General features: G+C 40.4%; 12 protein-coding genes, 1 other RNA gene and 1 pseudogene. 4 read left to right on the forward strand and 10 right to left on the reverse strand.

What is annotated here, in order from left to right; genetic code table 11:
* Positions 1-9 precede the first annotated feature (9 nt).
* The gene (locus tag IEY18_RS00920; RefSeq protein WP_188916923.1) at positions 10-447 is read right to left on the reverse strand and encodes an SRPBCC family protein; all 438 of its coding nucleotides are present in this window, start codon (positions 445-447) and stop codon (positions 10-12) included.
* A 197-nt stretch (positions 448-644) separates the two neighbouring features.
* Between IEY18_RS00920 and smpB the strand changes: the two genes are divergently transcribed.
* The 3 genes and pseudogenes from smpB to IEY18_RS00935 all read left to right on the forward strand — a co-directional run bounded on the left by smpB (position 645) and on the right by IEY18_RS00935 (position 3,023).
* Complete coding sequence (gene smpB / locus IEY18_RS00925) at positions 645-1,139, forward strand: SsrA-binding protein SmpB (RefSeq protein WP_188916925.1); 495 nt, start codon at positions 645-647, stop codon at positions 1,137-1,139.
* Between the two features lie 93 nt (positions 1,140-1,232).
* Positions 1,233-1,588: a transfer-messenger RNA gene (gene ssrA, locus IEY18_RS00930) on the forward strand.
* A gap of 196 nt (positions 1,589-1,784) precedes the next feature.
* Positions 1,785-3,023, forward strand: a pseudogene (locus IEY18_RS00935) (integrase domain-containing protein).
* Here IEY18_RS00935 and IEY18_RS00940 read toward each other — a convergent pair.
* The 9 genes from IEY18_RS00940 to IEY18_RS00985 all read right to left on the reverse strand — a co-directional run bounded on the left by IEY18_RS00940 (position 3,020) and on the right by IEY18_RS00985 (position 16,292).
* Positions 3,020-3,766 carry a retron system putative HNH endonuclease gene (locus tag IEY18_RS00940; protein WP_229779684.1) on the reverse strand — a complete coding sequence of 249 codons (747 nt, stop codon included), beginning with the start codon at positions 3,764-3,766 and terminating at the stop codon, positions 3,020-3,022. The pseudogene IEY18_RS00935 and the gene IEY18_RS00940 overlap by 4 nt on opposite strands.
* A gap of 34 nt (positions 3,767-3,800) precedes the next feature.
* Positions 3,801-6,338: an N-6 DNA methylase gene (locus tag IEY18_RS00945; protein ID WP_188916930.1), complete on the reverse strand. Its 2,538-nt coding sequence runs from the start codon at positions 6,336-6,338 to the stop codon at positions 3,801-3,803.
* The gene (locus IEY18_RS00950; RefSeq protein WP_188916932.1) at positions 6,338-9,304 is read right to left on the reverse strand and encodes a type I restriction endonuclease subunit R; all 2,967 of its coding nucleotides are present in this window, start codon (positions 9,302-9,304) and stop codon (positions 6,338-6,340) included. Before IEY18_RS00950 ends, IEY18_RS00945 begins: the two co-directional genes overlap by 1 nt.
* Positions 9,305-9,306: 2 nt before the next feature.
* Positions 9,307-10,527: a restriction endonuclease subunit S gene (locus tag IEY18_RS00955; RefSeq protein ID WP_188916934.1), complete on the reverse strand. Its 1,221-nt coding sequence runs from the start codon at positions 10,525-10,527 to the stop codon at positions 9,307-9,309.
* Positions 10,527-11,993 carry a type I restriction-modification system subunit M gene (locus IEY18_RS00960; RefSeq protein WP_229779685.1) on the reverse strand — a complete coding sequence of 489 codons (1,467 nt, stop codon included), beginning with the start codon at positions 11,991-11,993 and terminating at the stop codon, positions 10,527-10,529. Before IEY18_RS00960 ends, IEY18_RS00955 begins: the two co-directional genes overlap by 1 nt.
* On the reverse strand, positions 11,990-13,753 hold the full coding sequence (locus IEY18_RS00965; protein ID WP_188916936.1) for a DUF262 domain-containing protein: 1,764 nt from the start codon (positions 13,751-13,753) through the stop codon (positions 11,990-11,992). The genes IEY18_RS00960 and IEY18_RS00965 overlap by 4 nt, the downstream gene beginning before the upstream one ends.
* Positions 13,753-15,231, reverse strand: a complete 1,479-nt coding sequence (locus tag IEY18_RS00970) for a type I restriction-modification system subunit M (protein ID WP_188916938.1) — start codon at positions 15,229-15,231, stop codon at positions 13,753-13,755. The genes IEY18_RS00965 and IEY18_RS00970 overlap by 1 nt, the downstream gene beginning before the upstream one ends.
* Positions 15,228-15,398: a methylation-associated defense system helix-turn-helix domain-containing protein MAD1 gene (mads1, locus tag IEY18_RS00975; protein ID WP_017038628.1), complete on the reverse strand. Its 171-nt coding sequence runs from the start codon at positions 15,396-15,398 to the stop codon at positions 15,228-15,230. The genes IEY18_RS00970 and mads1 overlap by 4 nt, the downstream gene beginning before the upstream one ends.
* Before the next feature lie 552 nt (positions 15,399-15,950).
* Positions 15,951-16,292: a zinc ribbon domain-containing protein YjdM gene (locus IEY18_RS00985; protein WP_188916943.1), complete on the reverse strand. Its 342-nt coding sequence runs from the start codon at positions 16,290-16,292 to the stop codon at positions 15,951-15,953.
* A 327-nt stretch (positions 16,293-16,619) separates the two neighbouring features.
* Here IEY18_RS00985 and IEY18_RS00990 point away from each other — a divergent pair, with 327 nt between their 5' ends.
* Complete coding sequence (locus tag IEY18_RS00990) at positions 16,620-17,501, forward strand: LysR family transcriptional regulator (RefSeq protein WP_188916945.1); 882 nt, start codon at positions 16,620-16,622, stop codon at positions 17,499-17,501.
* Positions 17,502-17,641 lie beyond the last annotated feature (140 nt).

Genomic DNA, 17,641 nt, shown 5'->3' on the forward strand with positions numbered 1-17,641 from the left:
TTCGCATTGCTAGTCATTGAGATAAATCACTTTTGCGCGCGAGGTAAAGGCCGTCACCATCGACCCCATGAGCTCTTTAAAAATTTTGCCAAATGCCACTTCAACCAATGCACTTGAAAATTCAAAACTTAATTCGAACTCAACTTTACAAGCATCTTCAGCCAGCTCAATGAAGCGCCATTCTCCGTCTAAATGCTTGAAGGGACCACTATCTAAAGCAAGCTTAATCAGCTTGCCTGGAATGACGTGATTGCGCGTCGTAAACGTTTTGCTTATCCCCGCTTTACTGACATCAACTGAAGCTAGCATGGTCTCCCCATCAAACTCGAGCACTTTGCCACCGACGCAGCCGGGTAAAAACTCTGGGTAAGACTCAACATCATTGATCAGCTCATACATTTGCATCGCACTAAAACGAACTAAGACACTACGAGTTATCTGCGCCATTAACTTTGCTTTCACTATTCCATTTATCTATTAACGGCAAATTTTAACACGGTTCTAAAAAAACGCATTAGACCAACATCACCGCTGTGGATTAACGCATAAAAAACCAACAAACTCTGCTTTTGCCACACTAATCGACTAAATATTGCCGTTGCAGCAATTCCATCTTGCTCAGGTGCGCGTATAATAGCTGGCCTATGGCTAAGAAAAATGCAAAAAAATCAAAGAATCCAACCGCAACAATTGCTCGCAATAAGCGTGCAACCTTCGACTATAAATTCGAAGACAAGGTTGAGGCAGGTCTATCCCTCATGGGATGGGAAGTGAAGTCGATTCGAATGGGTAAAATCAACCTCTCTGAAAGCTATGTGTTTATTAGAGACGGCGAAGCTTACTTGTTTGGTTGTACCATCACACCACTCAATACCGCATCAACACATGTGGTATGCGACCCAATGCGCTCGCGTAAATTATTACTCAAGCGCAAAGAACTCGATAAACTCCAGGGCATGGTGGACCGCCAAGGATACTCTCTGGTGCCTATATCAATGTATTGGGCCAAAGGCGCATGGGTTAAAATTGAAGTCGGACTCGGTAAAGGTAAAAAAGACCACGATAAACGGGACGACACCAAAGAGCGCGAATGGCAGATTGAAAAATCACGCACAATGAAAGATTCGTTACGCAAGTAACGCTGATTTCGAACGCAAAACGAACAAACGATTGTCGCTTGGTAAATGTCACTAGGTAATTAGCAGACAAAGCGTTACAATCAATTTGTACTTGGGGGCGATTTTGGATTCGACAGGATTCACGAAACCCTGGGAGCATGCCGAGGGGCGGTTGGCCTCGTAAAAAGCCGCACAGTTATAGTTGCAAACGACGATAACTACGCTCTAGCAGCTTAGGCTAGCTAGCCATCAGCCACACGTTTCGTACATGGGCAGTGGATTTTGATGGTCATCTTACATCGTACTAGCGAGGGAACCTTGTTCGGGGGTGAACCGCGAAGCAGTACCGAACTCGCCAATTGCAATCCTGTCTTTCGGAGTGTACTTGGTTAACCAATAGAGAGACTAAGCATGTAGCGCCTTGGATGTAGGCTTTCTGGACGCGGGTTCGAGCCCCGCCGCCTCCACCAAATTAAGTAATTAAGACGTCTCAGGACGTCTTTTTTATTGCCTGAAAAACGTAAAATCAACAACTTAAAGTATCATAAGGTCTTGTAAGGTTTCATAGAAGCTTAAAATTTTAGTATCCCAGCGAGTATCCCAACGAATTTTCATCTATCTTTGGGATACTATAGCTTAACGACTTCCTCTGGAGAGCTTGATTTTATGGCTAGAAGATCAACACCGTTGACAGACACTCAAATCAAGAACCTAAAACCTGGTTCTAAAGAGAAAACACTTTCTGATGGCAACGGCCTCCAACTAAGAGTGCGAACTAACGGTTCAAAGCACTGGAACTTTAAATACTATCACCCAGTAACAAAGAAACGCGTAAATATAGGATTAGGCACCTACCCTGAAGTGTCATTAGTCAAAGCAAGAAAAGCGGTAATCGAATACCGCGAACTTGTTGCAAGTGGTATCGACCCCAAAGAAAAACGAGAACAAGAATCATTCAAGTTAAAGCAAGAGTCACTCTATACCTTAAAATTTGTAGCCGCCGAATGGCTAGAAATTAAAAAGCATGAAGTCACCGAAGATCATGCAGCTAAAACATGGCGCTCATTAGAAAGGCACGTTTTCCCCGAACTTGGTGCGGTACCATTGATTGACATCAAAGCTCCTAAAGTAATTCAGGTATTCCGCCCTATTGAAGCTCAAGGCAGTTTAGAAACAATAAAACGTTTAAACCAACGTCTAAATGAAATCATGAACTATGGTGTCAACTGTGGTTATATCGACGCTAACCCTCTTATTGGCATGCGCTCAGCATTTAAAAAGCCAAAAAAAGAAAATATGGCGACGCTACCACCATCAGAGTTACCAAACCTGATGCTAGCGCTTTCACAAGCCTCTATTAAGCGTGTTACTCGATGTCTTATAGAATGGCAGCTTCACACTATCTCAAGGCCTTCAGAAGCCGCTACAGCTCGTTGGGAAGAAATAGATATTGAGAATTTAATCTGGACGATACCTGCTGAAAAAATGAAAAAACGCAGAGAGCATGTCATTCCACTAACGAAACAAATGCTTGGTATTCTAGATACAATTAAACCGATAAGTGGCCACCGCGAATATATATTCGCATCTGATAGAAACCCCAAAACTCACTGTAATTCTTAGACTGCAAATATGGCATTAAAACGAATGGGGTTTGGAGGTAAGCTGGTTAGCCATGGACTACGCTCAATGGCAAGTACAACGCTTAATGAACAAGGTTTTGAATCAGATCTAATTGAAGCAGCCTTATCACACGTTGACTCAAATTTGGTGCGAGCTGCTTACAACCGCTCTGATTTTTTAGAGCGTAGAAGGCCCATGATGAGCTGGTGGAGCGGGCATATAGCAGAGGCCGCCAAAGGCAGCCTCTCTGTTACAGGAACCAAGCAATTTATGAAAGTTTAAAGTGGATGAACTAAAATTTGTTCAGCTTGCTGACCTAGGTAAAAGCGTGTCGTACTAAAAAAAGAGGGCCAATCACCTGCTCTATTCTTTCTAAGCACTGATGCGGCTAAAACTCTTCGGGCTTCTTCTACTGTTTCTCCACTCTTCAACCTCTCTGTAATTCGACTATTGAGGTTATCGAGGATTGCTTTTCGAGCTCGCATGATTCGTGGAGAATTTAAGTTTAGCTCCTTTACGGTTTGACGGGCCATTTTGACGTCTAGACCACGAGCCGTACAAATACTTTCATCGACATCAATCAAGCCTGTCGAGCGGTAAAACTTCCAAATATTGATATCTGGTAAATTTAGAGGGTTAAAGACAATTGTATCTAGAATTTTATCACCTTTTAGTACATCACAAGAGTAGTTTTCAGGCCTAGTATCAAATCGATTTTCGGGATCAACAACCTTCCTTTGATTCCCTCCACAGCAAACAACTAGTAAGTTAGCCCAATTTAACCCCCAGTTAACCTCTCCCAGCTTACGTCTCGACTTGGGATGAAAATGCTCAATACGACAGTCGTCCAGAATTCCGTTTGTCCCAGATAATAAATCCTGTTCACAATATGCACATAAATTGCCTTGATCCGTCCGCAATTGTTGTTGAGTTTCATGATATCTAGTAGCACAGCAACGGAAAGTCTCACCAATTAATCCACTGTTTTTGCAACCTTTATCCCACAAAGCATCAGGATTTACCACTCTGAATACTCCTAGCCGGTTTGGCTCTGATCCTTTATTGATTTTTTTCATTGTCTCGCTCAAACTCACGAATACGAATATCTGTTTCTAGCCTTTGAAGCTCTGCTTCTGTTTGCCCGCCCCATTTATATAATATTTCTCTTAGCCCTAACGCTTCATCTGAATCCCATTGGTCAGATTCCACCAGTTCAGTATAACGATTTAACTTTCGTACAATTTCAATATGCTGAGGACGAGTTGAACCACCTAACACGTCTTCCAACATCCGTGAACTCTCTGCCCCATAGGTGCTAGTTCCAGTTAATTGCTTCGCTTCTTTCGCATCGGCAGACACAATACGAATAGATTCGACATTAACGGTTGTCAGTACTTGAGGGCTATGTGTAGTGACAATGAACTGAATGCTCTTAAACAAGTCCCTTAAATCTCCTAGAATCTTTTGCTGCCATCTTGGATGCAAGTGGAGCTCAATTTCGTCGATAATAACTACTCCAGATACATCGAGCGGATATTTTGAAGTAGGGTTTAAGAGATAAGCTCTTCTTACTAGGTCGATAGTAAGTGCAACCATATTTCGATAGCCTTCGCTTAGTTGTTCTAAACCTAAAGATATGACCTCATCATTCTCATTTCTCCAAGACACAACAACATCGTTTATCGTTTTATCAAAAGCAACATCCTCTGCTCTTTCCACTATTTGCTTTACAGCCGTTTTCACAAGAGCTTTTGCGGGGTGGGAAAAGGAGTGGGTTTTCTTTTCATCTCTTAGTTTTAGCTCGTCGACCTCAATTTTTGAGAACCAATTTTTGAGCGAACCGTAGTTGATTTTTGCATCGAGAGCTGAATCGTACCCTTCACTTCGTTGAGCCTCTTCAAAAGGGCTAATTGAAACCTTTCCGCTTGAAGAAGACAGTGCCCTATTTGTTCCGTAATAAGCGATAAGCGGATATTCATCCATGTTATCAACAATTTGACTAGCAAAATCAGATAGTGCCTGAGTACCAATTTTAGCTAGAGTATTTCTATCTGAGCCCTTCGTTACTAAATCCCAGCTTAAACTAGAAGCCGTATCCATTGATATACGAGCAAAGTCAGCAACACCATTAGAACCAACATGAATGTCTGATTTACGAATCAACTTACCTTTGGCTTCAGGCATTGCGGTTAGAAACGGTCCTAAACCACATGAGATAGCTTCAAGAATTGAAGTTTTACCTGCTCCATTCTCTCCGACTAAGACAGTCAAAGATTCATGTATAGGGACGGTGAAATCGGTGTAACCTCTGAAATTTGTAAGTTTCACCTGGCTTACTTTTATCGTTTTTTCAACGTAAAGGCTCGGGTTTAGGTTGAATTTATTTTGAGCAATTTCATCTAGAGTTGCTGTTTTACTAAAGCGCCCATCAGAAATGCAAGACTCAACTATACGCTCAATGTTCTCTGGGGCGAGTATATTTCTCCCTCGACGAGGTTGGTAAAAAAGCGATGCATCAACAAAGCGAACCTTGTTTTGGCTTTGCTGTGGATTCATATCAAAGACTAATAAGACCGTTGCTATTCCAGTGGAGTAATGGATACCTTTAGGTAATAAGATAACTGTATCAATAATATTTTGTTCGGAGAGAACTTTCCTAACAGAAGCTTCGGAACCAGTTCTAGTCAATGCGCTCAAAGACATTCCGATAATTAGTTTGGTTTTATTATTTAAAGGTGGCAGCATAGAAAGCGTTGTTACCCAGTCGGATCTTGACGCTGGAAGTTTCTCTCCTAACCATAGCCAAGGTCTAGAACTATCGTGGAACAATCGCTCCCTTAATGATATGGGAAGTTTCAGACCAAAAGGCGGAAAGGAAACGACTAAGTCATAAAGCTCACTATTTAGTTTAGGGTTGCTGATCGAGTCTTCTAAGAAATCATCCCCACCAATCTGTCTCAAGATTCTAGTGACGACCAATTGAAAATAAATGTCAGGATTCATTTCCTGCGTATCAACTCTGACTTGCCCCTTCATCGCTTCATGAAATGAAAATGCGGTACTACCTCCACCAGCAAATGGGTCACAAACTGACCTAGGAGAATAATTCAAACCTAAAGTCGTTACTAGCCTGTTAACATCTCTAGGTGTATAAAACTCACTTCCTGATTTAGACTCATTCTCTGCGAAAAGGCTATTCAATTCAGAGAGGGTAAACCTAGCTACATCTTTGTGTCTATTTACTAATTTCCCTCGTATAGCCAACCTTACAGATTCTTCATCAATTCGATTGTTCTTGAGAAGAATCTCTTGGATAGACTCGCTCGCTATATGACCTAGATTTGTAGGGAGCAAGCCTAAATCTATACAATGTGATGTAAGACTATGTATATGAGAGCGAATTTCATCAAACGTATAAAATCCTGGTGCTTCAAAATGTTTTCCACTAATGTCTTGCAGATATCGAATAAACAAAATGGCGTAAGCTAGTGAACGATAATCTGAAATTGGAGCCGCACCACGAATATACTCAAGCAACTTCCAAATCTCTTTTGCCTGCGCTCTAGCCGCGCGATGCACTTCTTCATGCTTTTCCATCAATAATATTCCTTGATGTAACCATATGCCCTATCAAATAGCACTTGGTCTTTATGTAATTTGTATTTAAGTAAGGCTTTGCGTAGTGATTTTTGTACTTCTCGTTCACCACCTACTGTGTTTTGCCAGCCAGGGAAGTTGACTACCCTTACGATTGCATCAATGTCGGTAACTATGCGCTCGACAACAGCAGGTGTTTCATCAGTCTTAAGCTCTAAGAACAGTTCTGTAAGTGCAGCTTTTGGTGACTTTTCTTGAAGCTCTTGTTCTAGCTCTTTTTCAGCTTTAACCGTATCTTTGGCTATGGCACATAACTCTTTTACGAATTCAATTGAGGTAATTAAGCCTTTTTCAGCCTTGTCACGCAGCTCTTCTAAACGCTCACTTAGCTTTTTAAAATTGGCATTGCCGCCATGTTTGACGAAGCGTTTAATTAGATCTTTTTCGAGCTGTTTTACTCTTCTCGGGTCTGGGTTGTTGAAGATGTTTTCTATGACATCAGCATCTAACACAAACTCTTCTAGCGTATGCACTTCACCTACATGAATATTCTCGTGGATCAATTGTGTGGTTTGCGCACCAAGTGCCAACCACAGCATTTTACCAACATTATCCGAAGCAGGTTTTACCGACTCAAACACCTGAGCTAGCCATTTATAGTCTTGGTTATAAACATCCAAGATATTATCAGGAGATAAAGACTCCCATAACTTAGCAAGGTACTTAAAGTCTTTGGCAAAGGCATCTTTCTTTTCATCGGTATTAATAGCGTTCTGTGCTGCTTCTAAGCCCTCAAACCCATCAAGAGTTCTATCTACCCCTTCAAAGTGTCTTAACGCATCAGCCATTGCTTGTGGCAACCTAGAACGTAAATCACCAAGGTTAGTAATAACCTGCTTAACACTTTGCTCATCAAACTCTAGTGCTTTGGCAGCATCATCAAATACACCAAAGTAATCAACAATACAGCCAAATGTTTTTTGAGGATATAACCGGTTTGTACGGCAAATTGCCTGAAGTAACGTATGGTCCTTTAATGACTTGTCTAAGTACATGGTTTGACAAATTGGGGCATCAAAGCCGGTTAACAGCTTGGCTGTTACAATGATGAACTTAAGCTCTGATGTTGCATCGTTGTACTCATCAACAATCTTTTCTTGCTGACTTTTATCTACCGCCCACTTTTGCTTAAACTCAAAATCATCATTGGCAGTAGTAGAAATAACAACCTTACTGGCCTCTTCAGGAAAGTACTTATCTAGCTCTTCTTTGTATTGCACACAAGCATGACGATCTGGTGTAACTATCATGCCCTTAAAGCCATGAGGCGCTACTTTAGCTTTAAAGTGTTCAGCAATGTCTTTTACGATTTTTTCAACACGCTCAGGCGACTTCAAAAACGCTGACATTTTTGCCGATTTCTTGTTTAGCTCATCGGCTTCTTCGTCAGTTAGTGCAGCACTTTCTTTAAACTCTTCAAAAGCTTTATCAAGTGCGTCTTTATCAACATGTACATCAACTAATCGTGGTTCAAAGTGCAGAGGCAATGTTGCTTCATCTCGAATTGAATCATGGAAGGTATAACGTGACATATAGCCACCTTTATCTTCCTCAGAGCCAAACGCCCAAAAGGTATTTTTATCTGCCTTGTTAACTGGCGTACCAGTTAAACCGAATAGGAATGCGTTAGGTAATGCTGCACGCATTTGTCGGCCTAAATCACCCTCTTGCGTGCGGTGAGCCTCATCCACCAATAGAATGATGTTTTCTCTATCATTCATATTTGGCTTTGCATCACGGAAACGGTGAATAGTTGAAATAATGATCTTGCGAGTGTCTCGTTCAATCATTTGTTGTAGTTCTTTAATCGTCTCAGTGGTAGCAACATTAGCTACATCAGCGGCATTAAAGGTTCCACTTATCTGTGTATCGAGGTCAATTCTATCGACCAATACGATGGCTGTAGGGCTTTTTAAGTCTGGTGCTCGTCTTAGCTTTTGCGCAGCAAACACCATGAGTAATGATTTACCCGAGCCTTGGAAGTGCCATATCAGGCCTTTTTTAATTTTGCCTTCAATAACACGCTGGACAATTTTATTCGCCCCTTCATATTGCTGAAAGCGAGGAATAACCTTAATACGCTGCTTTTTCTTGTTAGTGGTAAACAAAGAAAAGTTGCGCATAATATCAAGTAAACGAGCTGGGCTAAGCAAGTCTGTTAGCTCTTTGCCAATTTCGGCTAAACCTAGCACTTTAGATATTTGACTGTCATTCTCTTCTACACGCCATGGGGCCCAAAACTCTAGCGGACAGCGAATAGCACCATAAAACAGTTCTTTACCCTCTGTGGCAAAAGATAAAACGTTAGGTACAAACAATTGCGGCACAGCATTTTCATATATTTGATGAATTTCATGCGCACCGTCTAACCAACTTACTGAGGGTCTAATTGGCGTTTTCGCTTCACCAACTACCACAGGAATACCGTTAATCATCAATACTACATCTGGTATTTTGGTTTCTCTTTGGTGAATACGGAACTGGTTAGTTACTACATAATCGTTCCGAGTTAAGTCTTCAAAATCGATTAGCTTAACCGGTACATGGCGATTATTTTCACCAAATGGCATGGTCTTTTCACCTGTCATCCAAGCGAAAAACTCTTCGTTAGCTTTAACTAAACCTACTTGATTTACCGAAATTAAAATAGCACGGAGCTTATGTATTACTTCATCCGCCAAGTTTGGATTAGCTTCAATCTCAGGATTAAGACGAATTAACGCCTTAACCAATTGAGACTCAACTAATACCTCATTGACACCACGACCTAGTTGCTCTGGCGATTGGAATTGCCATTTAACCCCAAAAGTTGGTTGTGGCTCTGAAACTTGATTGGCATTTAAATTAACACCACTCATTTGATGGATGATGTAGTGTTCCACACTATTTAATTCGGTAAATCCCATACCTAAAACACCTTGCTGAGTAATAAAGTTAATAACTCTTTAGTCTTGTGAACCTGTTTATCTAAAAGCCTTATATTACTGGCTATTTCTTCTAATGAATTTGCTATTTTGATCTGCTCATCTTTACTTCTGTGTGGAACAACTATTTTGTGTATATCTGAGCTATATACATGCATAACTGTTGCTCCTGTTCCAAATTTATTCAATTGATGCCTCACTAGCTGTGAATTCATCAAATAACCTAAATATGTGCCATCCATATCTTTCGGACGGAATATCAAAATATCCCCCCCAGCATATGCTTCGATATTTTCTATAAAAGCCGCAGATTTACCAATCTCTGTAATTGTTTCTCCAGAACCAGCAAATAAAATATCGTTAACTTTAAGCCTTACAGCTTTTTCCGAAGACTTTAAAGAAATAAAAGAATGAAACTTTCTAATTATTCTGTGGTGTTTTGTATAAAGCTCACCATATCTGACACAAGGAATTCCACTGTCTATAACCTCTGACTTGGCGATACCTTTACCTTTTATGACTTCACCAAGCTCTTGTAACTTTATAACTTCCCTCTTACCTGACAAGCTATCAATTACTTGATTTATAGTTTTGCCATTTAAAATTTCACCATGTATTTTATGTTCAATTTGAGTTTCTAAATTAATGGAAAGTTTTCGTTTAAGGCTCAATTCATCTTGTATAGATTCATCTAAACTTTTTAAAAGTAAAAGCAGCTTTTGTTGGCCTAATTTACCAGGAATAGAAAATTCAAAATTTGCTAGGTCTTTAAATTTAACTCTTGGTGATAAGCCACCTGCCGAATGTGTGATGGCATAGTCAAAGAAACTATCGTTATTTACAATAAATGGTAACAGTTGAGGAATAAGTAACTCCTCTCTAGCACGCATTACGGTTATATCACCAGAACAAATCCCTTCAAATGAAGCTTTAGCTGCTTTTTTTAAGTAAGCTCTACGTCGGCCAAACAACACATCATTTTTGCTAAATTTCTTTGTAAAGGTGGTACTTTCTTCAATACTTGCTGAGCGGCGTAAGTGAATATCTTCACCGTCAATATGTTCTAAACCAACAACATGTTCTATGCCTTCAGCTACAGGATCTTTAACTGACTCTTTTGGCTCAAATACTACATCACCAAACTTAACCGCCTTCCACTCTGACTTATCAATAGTGAAGTTTTTAATAGATTCCATGTCTAACATTAATCTAACTCCTTAAATAACTTTTCCATTGATTGTTTTAAATTATCTGATGACTGTTGCCACTCTTGATAAGCTGTCGCAAAACAGGCTTCTTCGCTATTAACTAAGGAGTCAGGACGAACGTATAAATTAATGGCCATATTGGCTTTCTTATCTAAAACCTCTAGTTTGTCGACTAACACAGCAAAGTTATCTTCACTTTCAAATTTGCTATACGCATTAAATATTTTGTCGATATGAACTTGATCTAGATAACCAATATTTTTATCCTGCCTAACTTCTTTTACCGCATTTATAAATAAGATTTTTCCCTTTTTATGATCTTCTTTGTTTGTTTTAGTAATTAACAAACATGCTTCCATTGGCGAGTTATAGAAGAGATTTGGTCCTAAGCCTATTACACACTCAACCAAATCTTGCTCAATCATTTTCTTACGCATTTCAGCTTCTGAATCACGGAACAAAATACCATGAGGCCAAAGTGAAATTGAACGACCATTACCTAGATCTAAGCTTTTTTGAATGTGTTGTTGGAATGCATAATCTGCACAACCTTGTGGTGGCATGCCCCATAAATTTCGACCGAAAGGATCATTTTCGAATGCGCCACGATCCCATGATTTAATTGAGTAAGGAGGGTTAGCTAAGATAACGTTAAACTTTTTAAGTTCATCGTTTTCTAGCAAGCCTGGATTAGACAAGGTATTGCCACGCACGATATCGAACTCTTCAATGCCATGCATAAACATGTTCATTCGAGCAATAGCTGAAGTTAATAGGTTAATCTCTTGACCATATAACTTAAGTGTTCGGTACTCTTTGCCTTCATCTTTTAAATGCAAGGCGCAGTTAAGCAATAAACCACCAGAACCACAGGTAGGATCGTATACTGATTCACCCGGTTGTGGGTCCATGATCATTGTCATCAGTTTAACTACCGTGCGATTGGTGTAAAACTCTGCTGCGGTGTGACCGCTGTCATCGGCAAACTCTTTGATCAAATACTCGTAAGCATTACCTAGCTTATCGTCAGGTACGTTTTTAAGGTTTAATTTATGCTGCGAGTAATGCTCAATAAGGTTAGTGAGCATGGCATCAGAAAGTCGGTCTTTATTGGTCCAACTCGCATCACCGAAAATACCATCTAAGGTATCTGGATTAGCTTTTTCAATAGCACGCATGGCGTTTTGCAATGCTAAACCTACGTTAGTTGTCACCTCTCGAACATCTTGCCAATGCGCCCCATCTGGGATTTGGAAATGATGGTTTTCTGCAAAAGCGGCATATTCTAAATCACCATCACTTTCCGCTAAGGCGTTATCAAACTCTTCATCGTATACATCTGAGATGCGTTTAAAGAACATTAACGGGAAGATGTACTGCTTATAATCACCCGCATCGATAGTGCCACGTAAAGTAGTCGCAGCACCCCAAAGGTATTTTTCTAATTCTTGTTGAGTCATCATTGTTCGGTTAACTCCACGGCTTCAGCGTGTAAAGCAACATCAAATATTTGGTGTAACTGCTTTCGTAATAACTGCTTTCTGGCTTCAAAAAATTGTTCAAAGTCTTCCAGTTTGAGCGATTGCGCTGCTGGTATGTAGTTTCGCTGGCGATAATATTGCTCATCGGTTTCACTCTCTACTACCCAGTTTTCTAGTGGCATCGCATTCTTATTGCCAGAATTTTCTTGCCCTTCAAGTAACTGAAGGTTTGGGAGTTGATCTCTCAAGTTTTGCCAGCGACTAATCTCTTCTGGATTCAGTTCCAATGCATTCAGAGCAGGCGTTTTAAATCCGCTGTGAGGATGCATATGATCTTGATGGAAGCTAATTTGGTCTAACTGTAAATCGGGGTACAAAACAGATAGAAGCACAAAACAGAAACTACCTTTTTTGTATTCTAAGAAGTCTTCAATATCATCACTATCAATGCTGAGTCTCTTACCACCAGCAAGTTTTGTATGCTGATAACTAGTGAATGAAAAGCGACAATCTTTTAAGGGGAACCCTTCAATGTTACGATCTCTAAGACCGTCACGTAACCCACTCAAGGCTGAGTCAGCTTGACCACTATAGATTTGTTTTAGCAGACTATGAACTACCAGCTTACGTAGCTCAACTTTTGATTCTTTATCTACTTTCCCACATTTATATAGATAGTAAGCAATTGGGGTCGCCGCATAATTGGATGATAGTCTGGTCTTGTTGAAACCAAACTCACGAAGCATCGAAGATGTTTGTGTTAATGCATTAACTATTGCTTCCCAATTATCACGAATCTTAGCGATATTATTTTTATCGAAAGTTTGTACCTTGAAGCTCATTGGTGCATCAACGAGGAACAAGCAAGTACGCATCAAAAAGTCTGTATTGAAATTAAACAGACTATCTTCACCATTCATGCTCTCTATAAGCTGCTCTATTTGCTCTCTACCATCTTCCCAGTGTGCCACCAGCGTTGAAAACAGAAGATCTGACTTAGATAATATTGTGCCGCCACTGTTTACACGGACAAAAATATCAAGGATCTCATCAAGGTCTTTATCAACAATTTTAAAGTAATTGATTAGCTCATCTTGGTTTAATTTTTTCGCTAATAAGAACAGCTTTTTCCTAGCTACACGGCCATTGCGCTTAAGCAGGTCTGCATCGTCAGACGCATTACTTTCAAGCTCTTCTAGTATATCTTGAGGGTCCACATCTTTAGCTTGTTTTAGTATATCCCTTACTAGGTAGAAATAGTTAGCATCATCCTTAATTAACGCATCCTTTTTCTCTAAAAACTTAAACTCGTATGTTTGTTCATCACCAAACAAATTTAGATACAGTTGGCGTTCAGGATAAGCATTATTGGTTGCCTTCTTCGCGTATTTTCTCTTTGAGCAATAAACACCCTGTAAGGCAATATACAGAGAGCTAATTCGTTGCTGGCCATCAAGAACGCCTCGTACTTCTTGAGTAAAGTCTTTACGCACTAACTCATTCTTTGAGTCACGCTCATGATAGTTTTTGAGAAACTCATAAAAAGTATATTGATCGGCTTTTTCAGCTGCTAAATCCCAAAACAAGAAAGTTCCAATTGGGTAATCGCGCATGATAGAGTCAAACAGGTTGCAAATTTTTTCCTCCCCCCAAACGAACTTACGTTGAATGGCAGGTAGATAGTACTTGTTATCGCTGATATCAGTGATTAACTGCTTAATTGATAAGCTTGAATAAGCCATTATAAAAAACCTTTTAATACGTTCTTAAATTTTTGTTCAGCATCCAAACTTGCTTGCCATGCTTGTTTTAAATCAGCCATTGCTTCTTCAACAGAGGGTAATTTGTCTTCAATAATTTTTTCTACATAGAGTGGGATATTAAGGTTAAAGTCGTTTTCTTTAAGCTCATCCATTGATGCGACTTTTACGTAGTACTCGACATCTTGATAGTCGTGATACCAATCGTAAATTTGTTGAACGTGACTTGGCTCTAGGAAATTTTGAGCTCGACCAACACGAATTTGATCAGAGGCATCAATAAACAACACTTTACCTTTCTTATCAGCCGGTTTATTTTGTTTAAAAACCATGACACAAGCGGCTAGTTGAGTTCCGTAGAATACATTTGGTCCTAAACCGATAACGGCTTCTAATAAATCGCTTTCTAGCAATTGTTTTCTGATTTTACCTTCCGCAGCCTTTCTGAATAACGCGCCATGCGGTAATACGACTGTCATACGGCCAGTGCTGTTCATAGATTTAACCATGTGCTGCACCCACGCCATATCACCATTGCCTTTTGGTGGTACTCCAGCAATGTTACGCCCATAAGGATCATTGGCCCAGGTATCAGCACCCCAATCTTTTAACGAGAATGGTGGGTTGGCAATGACACAATCAAAGGTTTTAAGGCCATCCGCCTCAAAGAACCCAGGGTGACGCAACGTATCACCACGCAATATTTCAAAGTCTTCTATACCGTGTAAGAACATGTTCATACGAGCAATAGAACTTGATGTTAGGTTCTTCTCTTGCCCAAAGAGTTTTAGCGTTCGGTAATCTTCTTTATTGTCTTTAAGGTGATCAACACACTCAAGTAACATACCGCCTGTACCACAGGCTGGGTCGTAAATAGTTTCACCTTCATGCGGGTCAAGTATTAAGCCAAGAAGATGTACCACTGAGCGAGGCGTATAGAACTCACCCGCTTTTTTATTGGTTAAATCAGCAAAGTGTTTGATCAGGTACTCGTATGCGTTACCCAGCATGTCAGGGTCAACATTTTGATTTCCTAGCGTGTATTGAGAAAAGTGTTCAATGAGGTTAATCAGCAATTCATCTGAAAGCTTATTTTTGTTGCTCCACTGTGCATCACCAAAAATACCGTATAAATATTCTTGGTTAGCTTGTTCTATACCCCGAAGGGCATTTTCAATCGCTGTACCTACGTTAGTTGTTGTTTCTCGAACGTCTTTCCAATGGCAACCATCAGGGATTTCAAAGCGGTGAAATTCAGGTAATGCTGCGTACTCTTCATCACCATCTGATTCTTCTAGTGCTATACGGAATTCTTCATCGTACACATCAGAAATACGCTTAAAGAAAAGCAGTGGGAATATGTATACTTTGAAGTCAGAAGCGTCAACTGGACCTTTTAATATCCAGGCGGCTTTTGATAAGTATTGCTCTAATTGGGAGAGCGTTAGTTTTTCAGTCATTTTTTACTCTCTTCTATCCAAGCCTCAAGGTCTTCACGCTTAAAGCGCCAAGAACCGCCGACTTTAAAACCAGGAAGCTTGCCTTCGCTTGCCAATCTATATGCTGTTTTTTCGGCCAACTTTAGGTAAGCAGCCACCTCTTTCAAGGTTAAAATTTGGTCTACCATTCAGAGTGTTATCTCATGTTGGTTTAATTAATTAGAACGGGTAGTGAGAGAATATGAGAAAATTGGGGAATCGGCAATGACAAAGCTCCCGCTACTAACATAAAGATGCTTTTTACACCTTTAGTTAGTAGCGAGAGCTTCAAAGTAATTACAGTTGGTAAGATACTATTGCGTTGGATAGCGTTCTGATAACAGTTTTAAAACCTTTTTCGATTGCCAGTTACTGATTATCATACTGATGTCTACACGCTTATTAGTGTGTTTCTCTAAACAAGTTGCGGCCCAATCTACATTATGATGAGTAGAACCAATCATTGCTTCAACTATTTCAGCCTCATCAAGTTCAATCGCAAGCATAAGCGGAGTATACCCATCAAAAGCCAAACTGTGTTCGGCATTAAAATCTGCACCTCTTTCTGAATCGCCACTACTTTACTCGACTAATTTTAGCCTCATTTTGGACTGTCCACTAGCTCACTATCATTAGCATCAAACTAAAACACCCGCAATATGCGGATGTTTTTAAACATTTTACCAATATGGCAACTACAACTAGTTTTGCTTTCTTACAAACTTTGATTTCAACATCATTTGCCCGTGGCCATCGACTTTACAGTCGATGTCATGGTCAGCATCGACAAAGCGTTTGATGACGGCTTTGGTGCCCACTTTTAATACTAATGATGAGCCTTTGACTTTAAGATCTTTAATTAAAGTGACTTTGTCATCTTCAGCCAATAGGTTGCCAACAGCATCTTTAAGAATAATGGCATCAGGATCAACGATCACTTCATTCGGGTTCCATTCATGAGCACACTCGGGGCAGATCAACTGCGATCCATCTTCATAGGCATAAGGGGATTCACATTTAGGACAAGGTGGGATGTTGCTCATGATGTACTCTCTTTAAATTTGAATAATGTTATTCAGTTAGGATTTTGCAACCATCAGGTTAAAGCATAACCTTCGGGAAAAATTTATGGCCACATCATACTCAAGATAACGTACAACGGCCAGCGTATGCACTTGTGGCGCATCACAATTCTCGCAGTTGCCGTGAGAGGAATCGCTCTCTTCTTTTACCCTCTGCTCTATTGTTAAAAACAGGTTCCAGCGCCGAACAAGAGAGGACTCTAGCGTTTAGTTTTGCCAATAACAACTTCAATGCAATACCAATATTTGCTATAAGTGCAACAATTAATGCTTTGACTTTGGTGAGTGATGCGAACCCGCTCTGATGATCTAACAATCTTATTGGCCGTCGCTGACAGTGGCGGATTTTCCCTCGCTGCTGAACAGCTTGATATTCAAGTCGCACGTGTTTCGCGCAGTATCAGTAAGCTGGAACAACAGCTCGGCGTAACCCTTTTTAACCGAACCACAAGACGGGTAGAACTCACTATTGAAGGGCGACAATTTGTCGAATCGGTGCGTGGCAGCTTACAGCACATTCGCCAAGCAGAAGAGGCGCTGACCAGCAAAGGGACGTTACCCAAAGGTAAGCTGCGGGTTGATGCGGCCAGCCCTTTCCTATTCCATCAGTTAATTCCCTTAATCAGAGGGTTCCGCCTCGCTTACCCACACATAGATTTAGAGCTCACCTCTAATGAAGGTTTCATTGATTTAATTGAAAAGCGCACCGATGTTGCCATTCGAATTGGCAAACTCGCCGACTCTAGTCTCCATGCTAGAGCTTTGGGTACCAGCGATTTACATATTGTCGCCTCGGCGGATTATCTATCAGAGCACGGCATACCAAATTCAATCAAAGAATTAAGTCAGCATCAGATTATTGGATTTCATCAGCCAAAGCATCTAAACCAATGGCCACTACAGGGATGCGACTCCCTCATGCCGACAATTGCAGCAAGCAATGGTGAAACGGTTCGCCAATTGGCGCTTGCAGGCAATGGCATCGCCTGTTTATCTGGATTTATGGTGAATAGTGATATTTCGGCGGGACGATTAGTGCCATTATTTCAATCCCACAAAAAGCGCTATACCGACCAAAGCCAAGTGCATGCGGTTTTCTATAAGTCGTCAAATGTTGCTAGACGCATTTCTGCTTTTATTGACTACATTCAACCTCGGTTAACCCTGTAAGAAGGCGTAACAAGGATAAAAGCATTTACTTTGATTTTAGATGAGGCTGATTTTTGCGAAAACTACAAAATTGATTTGTTTTTGTTGCCGTTAATCTAATGAATTACAGCGGGTAGTATTGGTTCATTGTTAACCAAACA

The sequence above is a fragment of the Shewanella gelidii genome, from assembly GCF_014647855.1.
Lineage (GTDB): Bacteria > Pseudomonadota > Gammaproteobacteria > Enterobacterales > Shewanellaceae > Shewanella > Shewanella gelidii.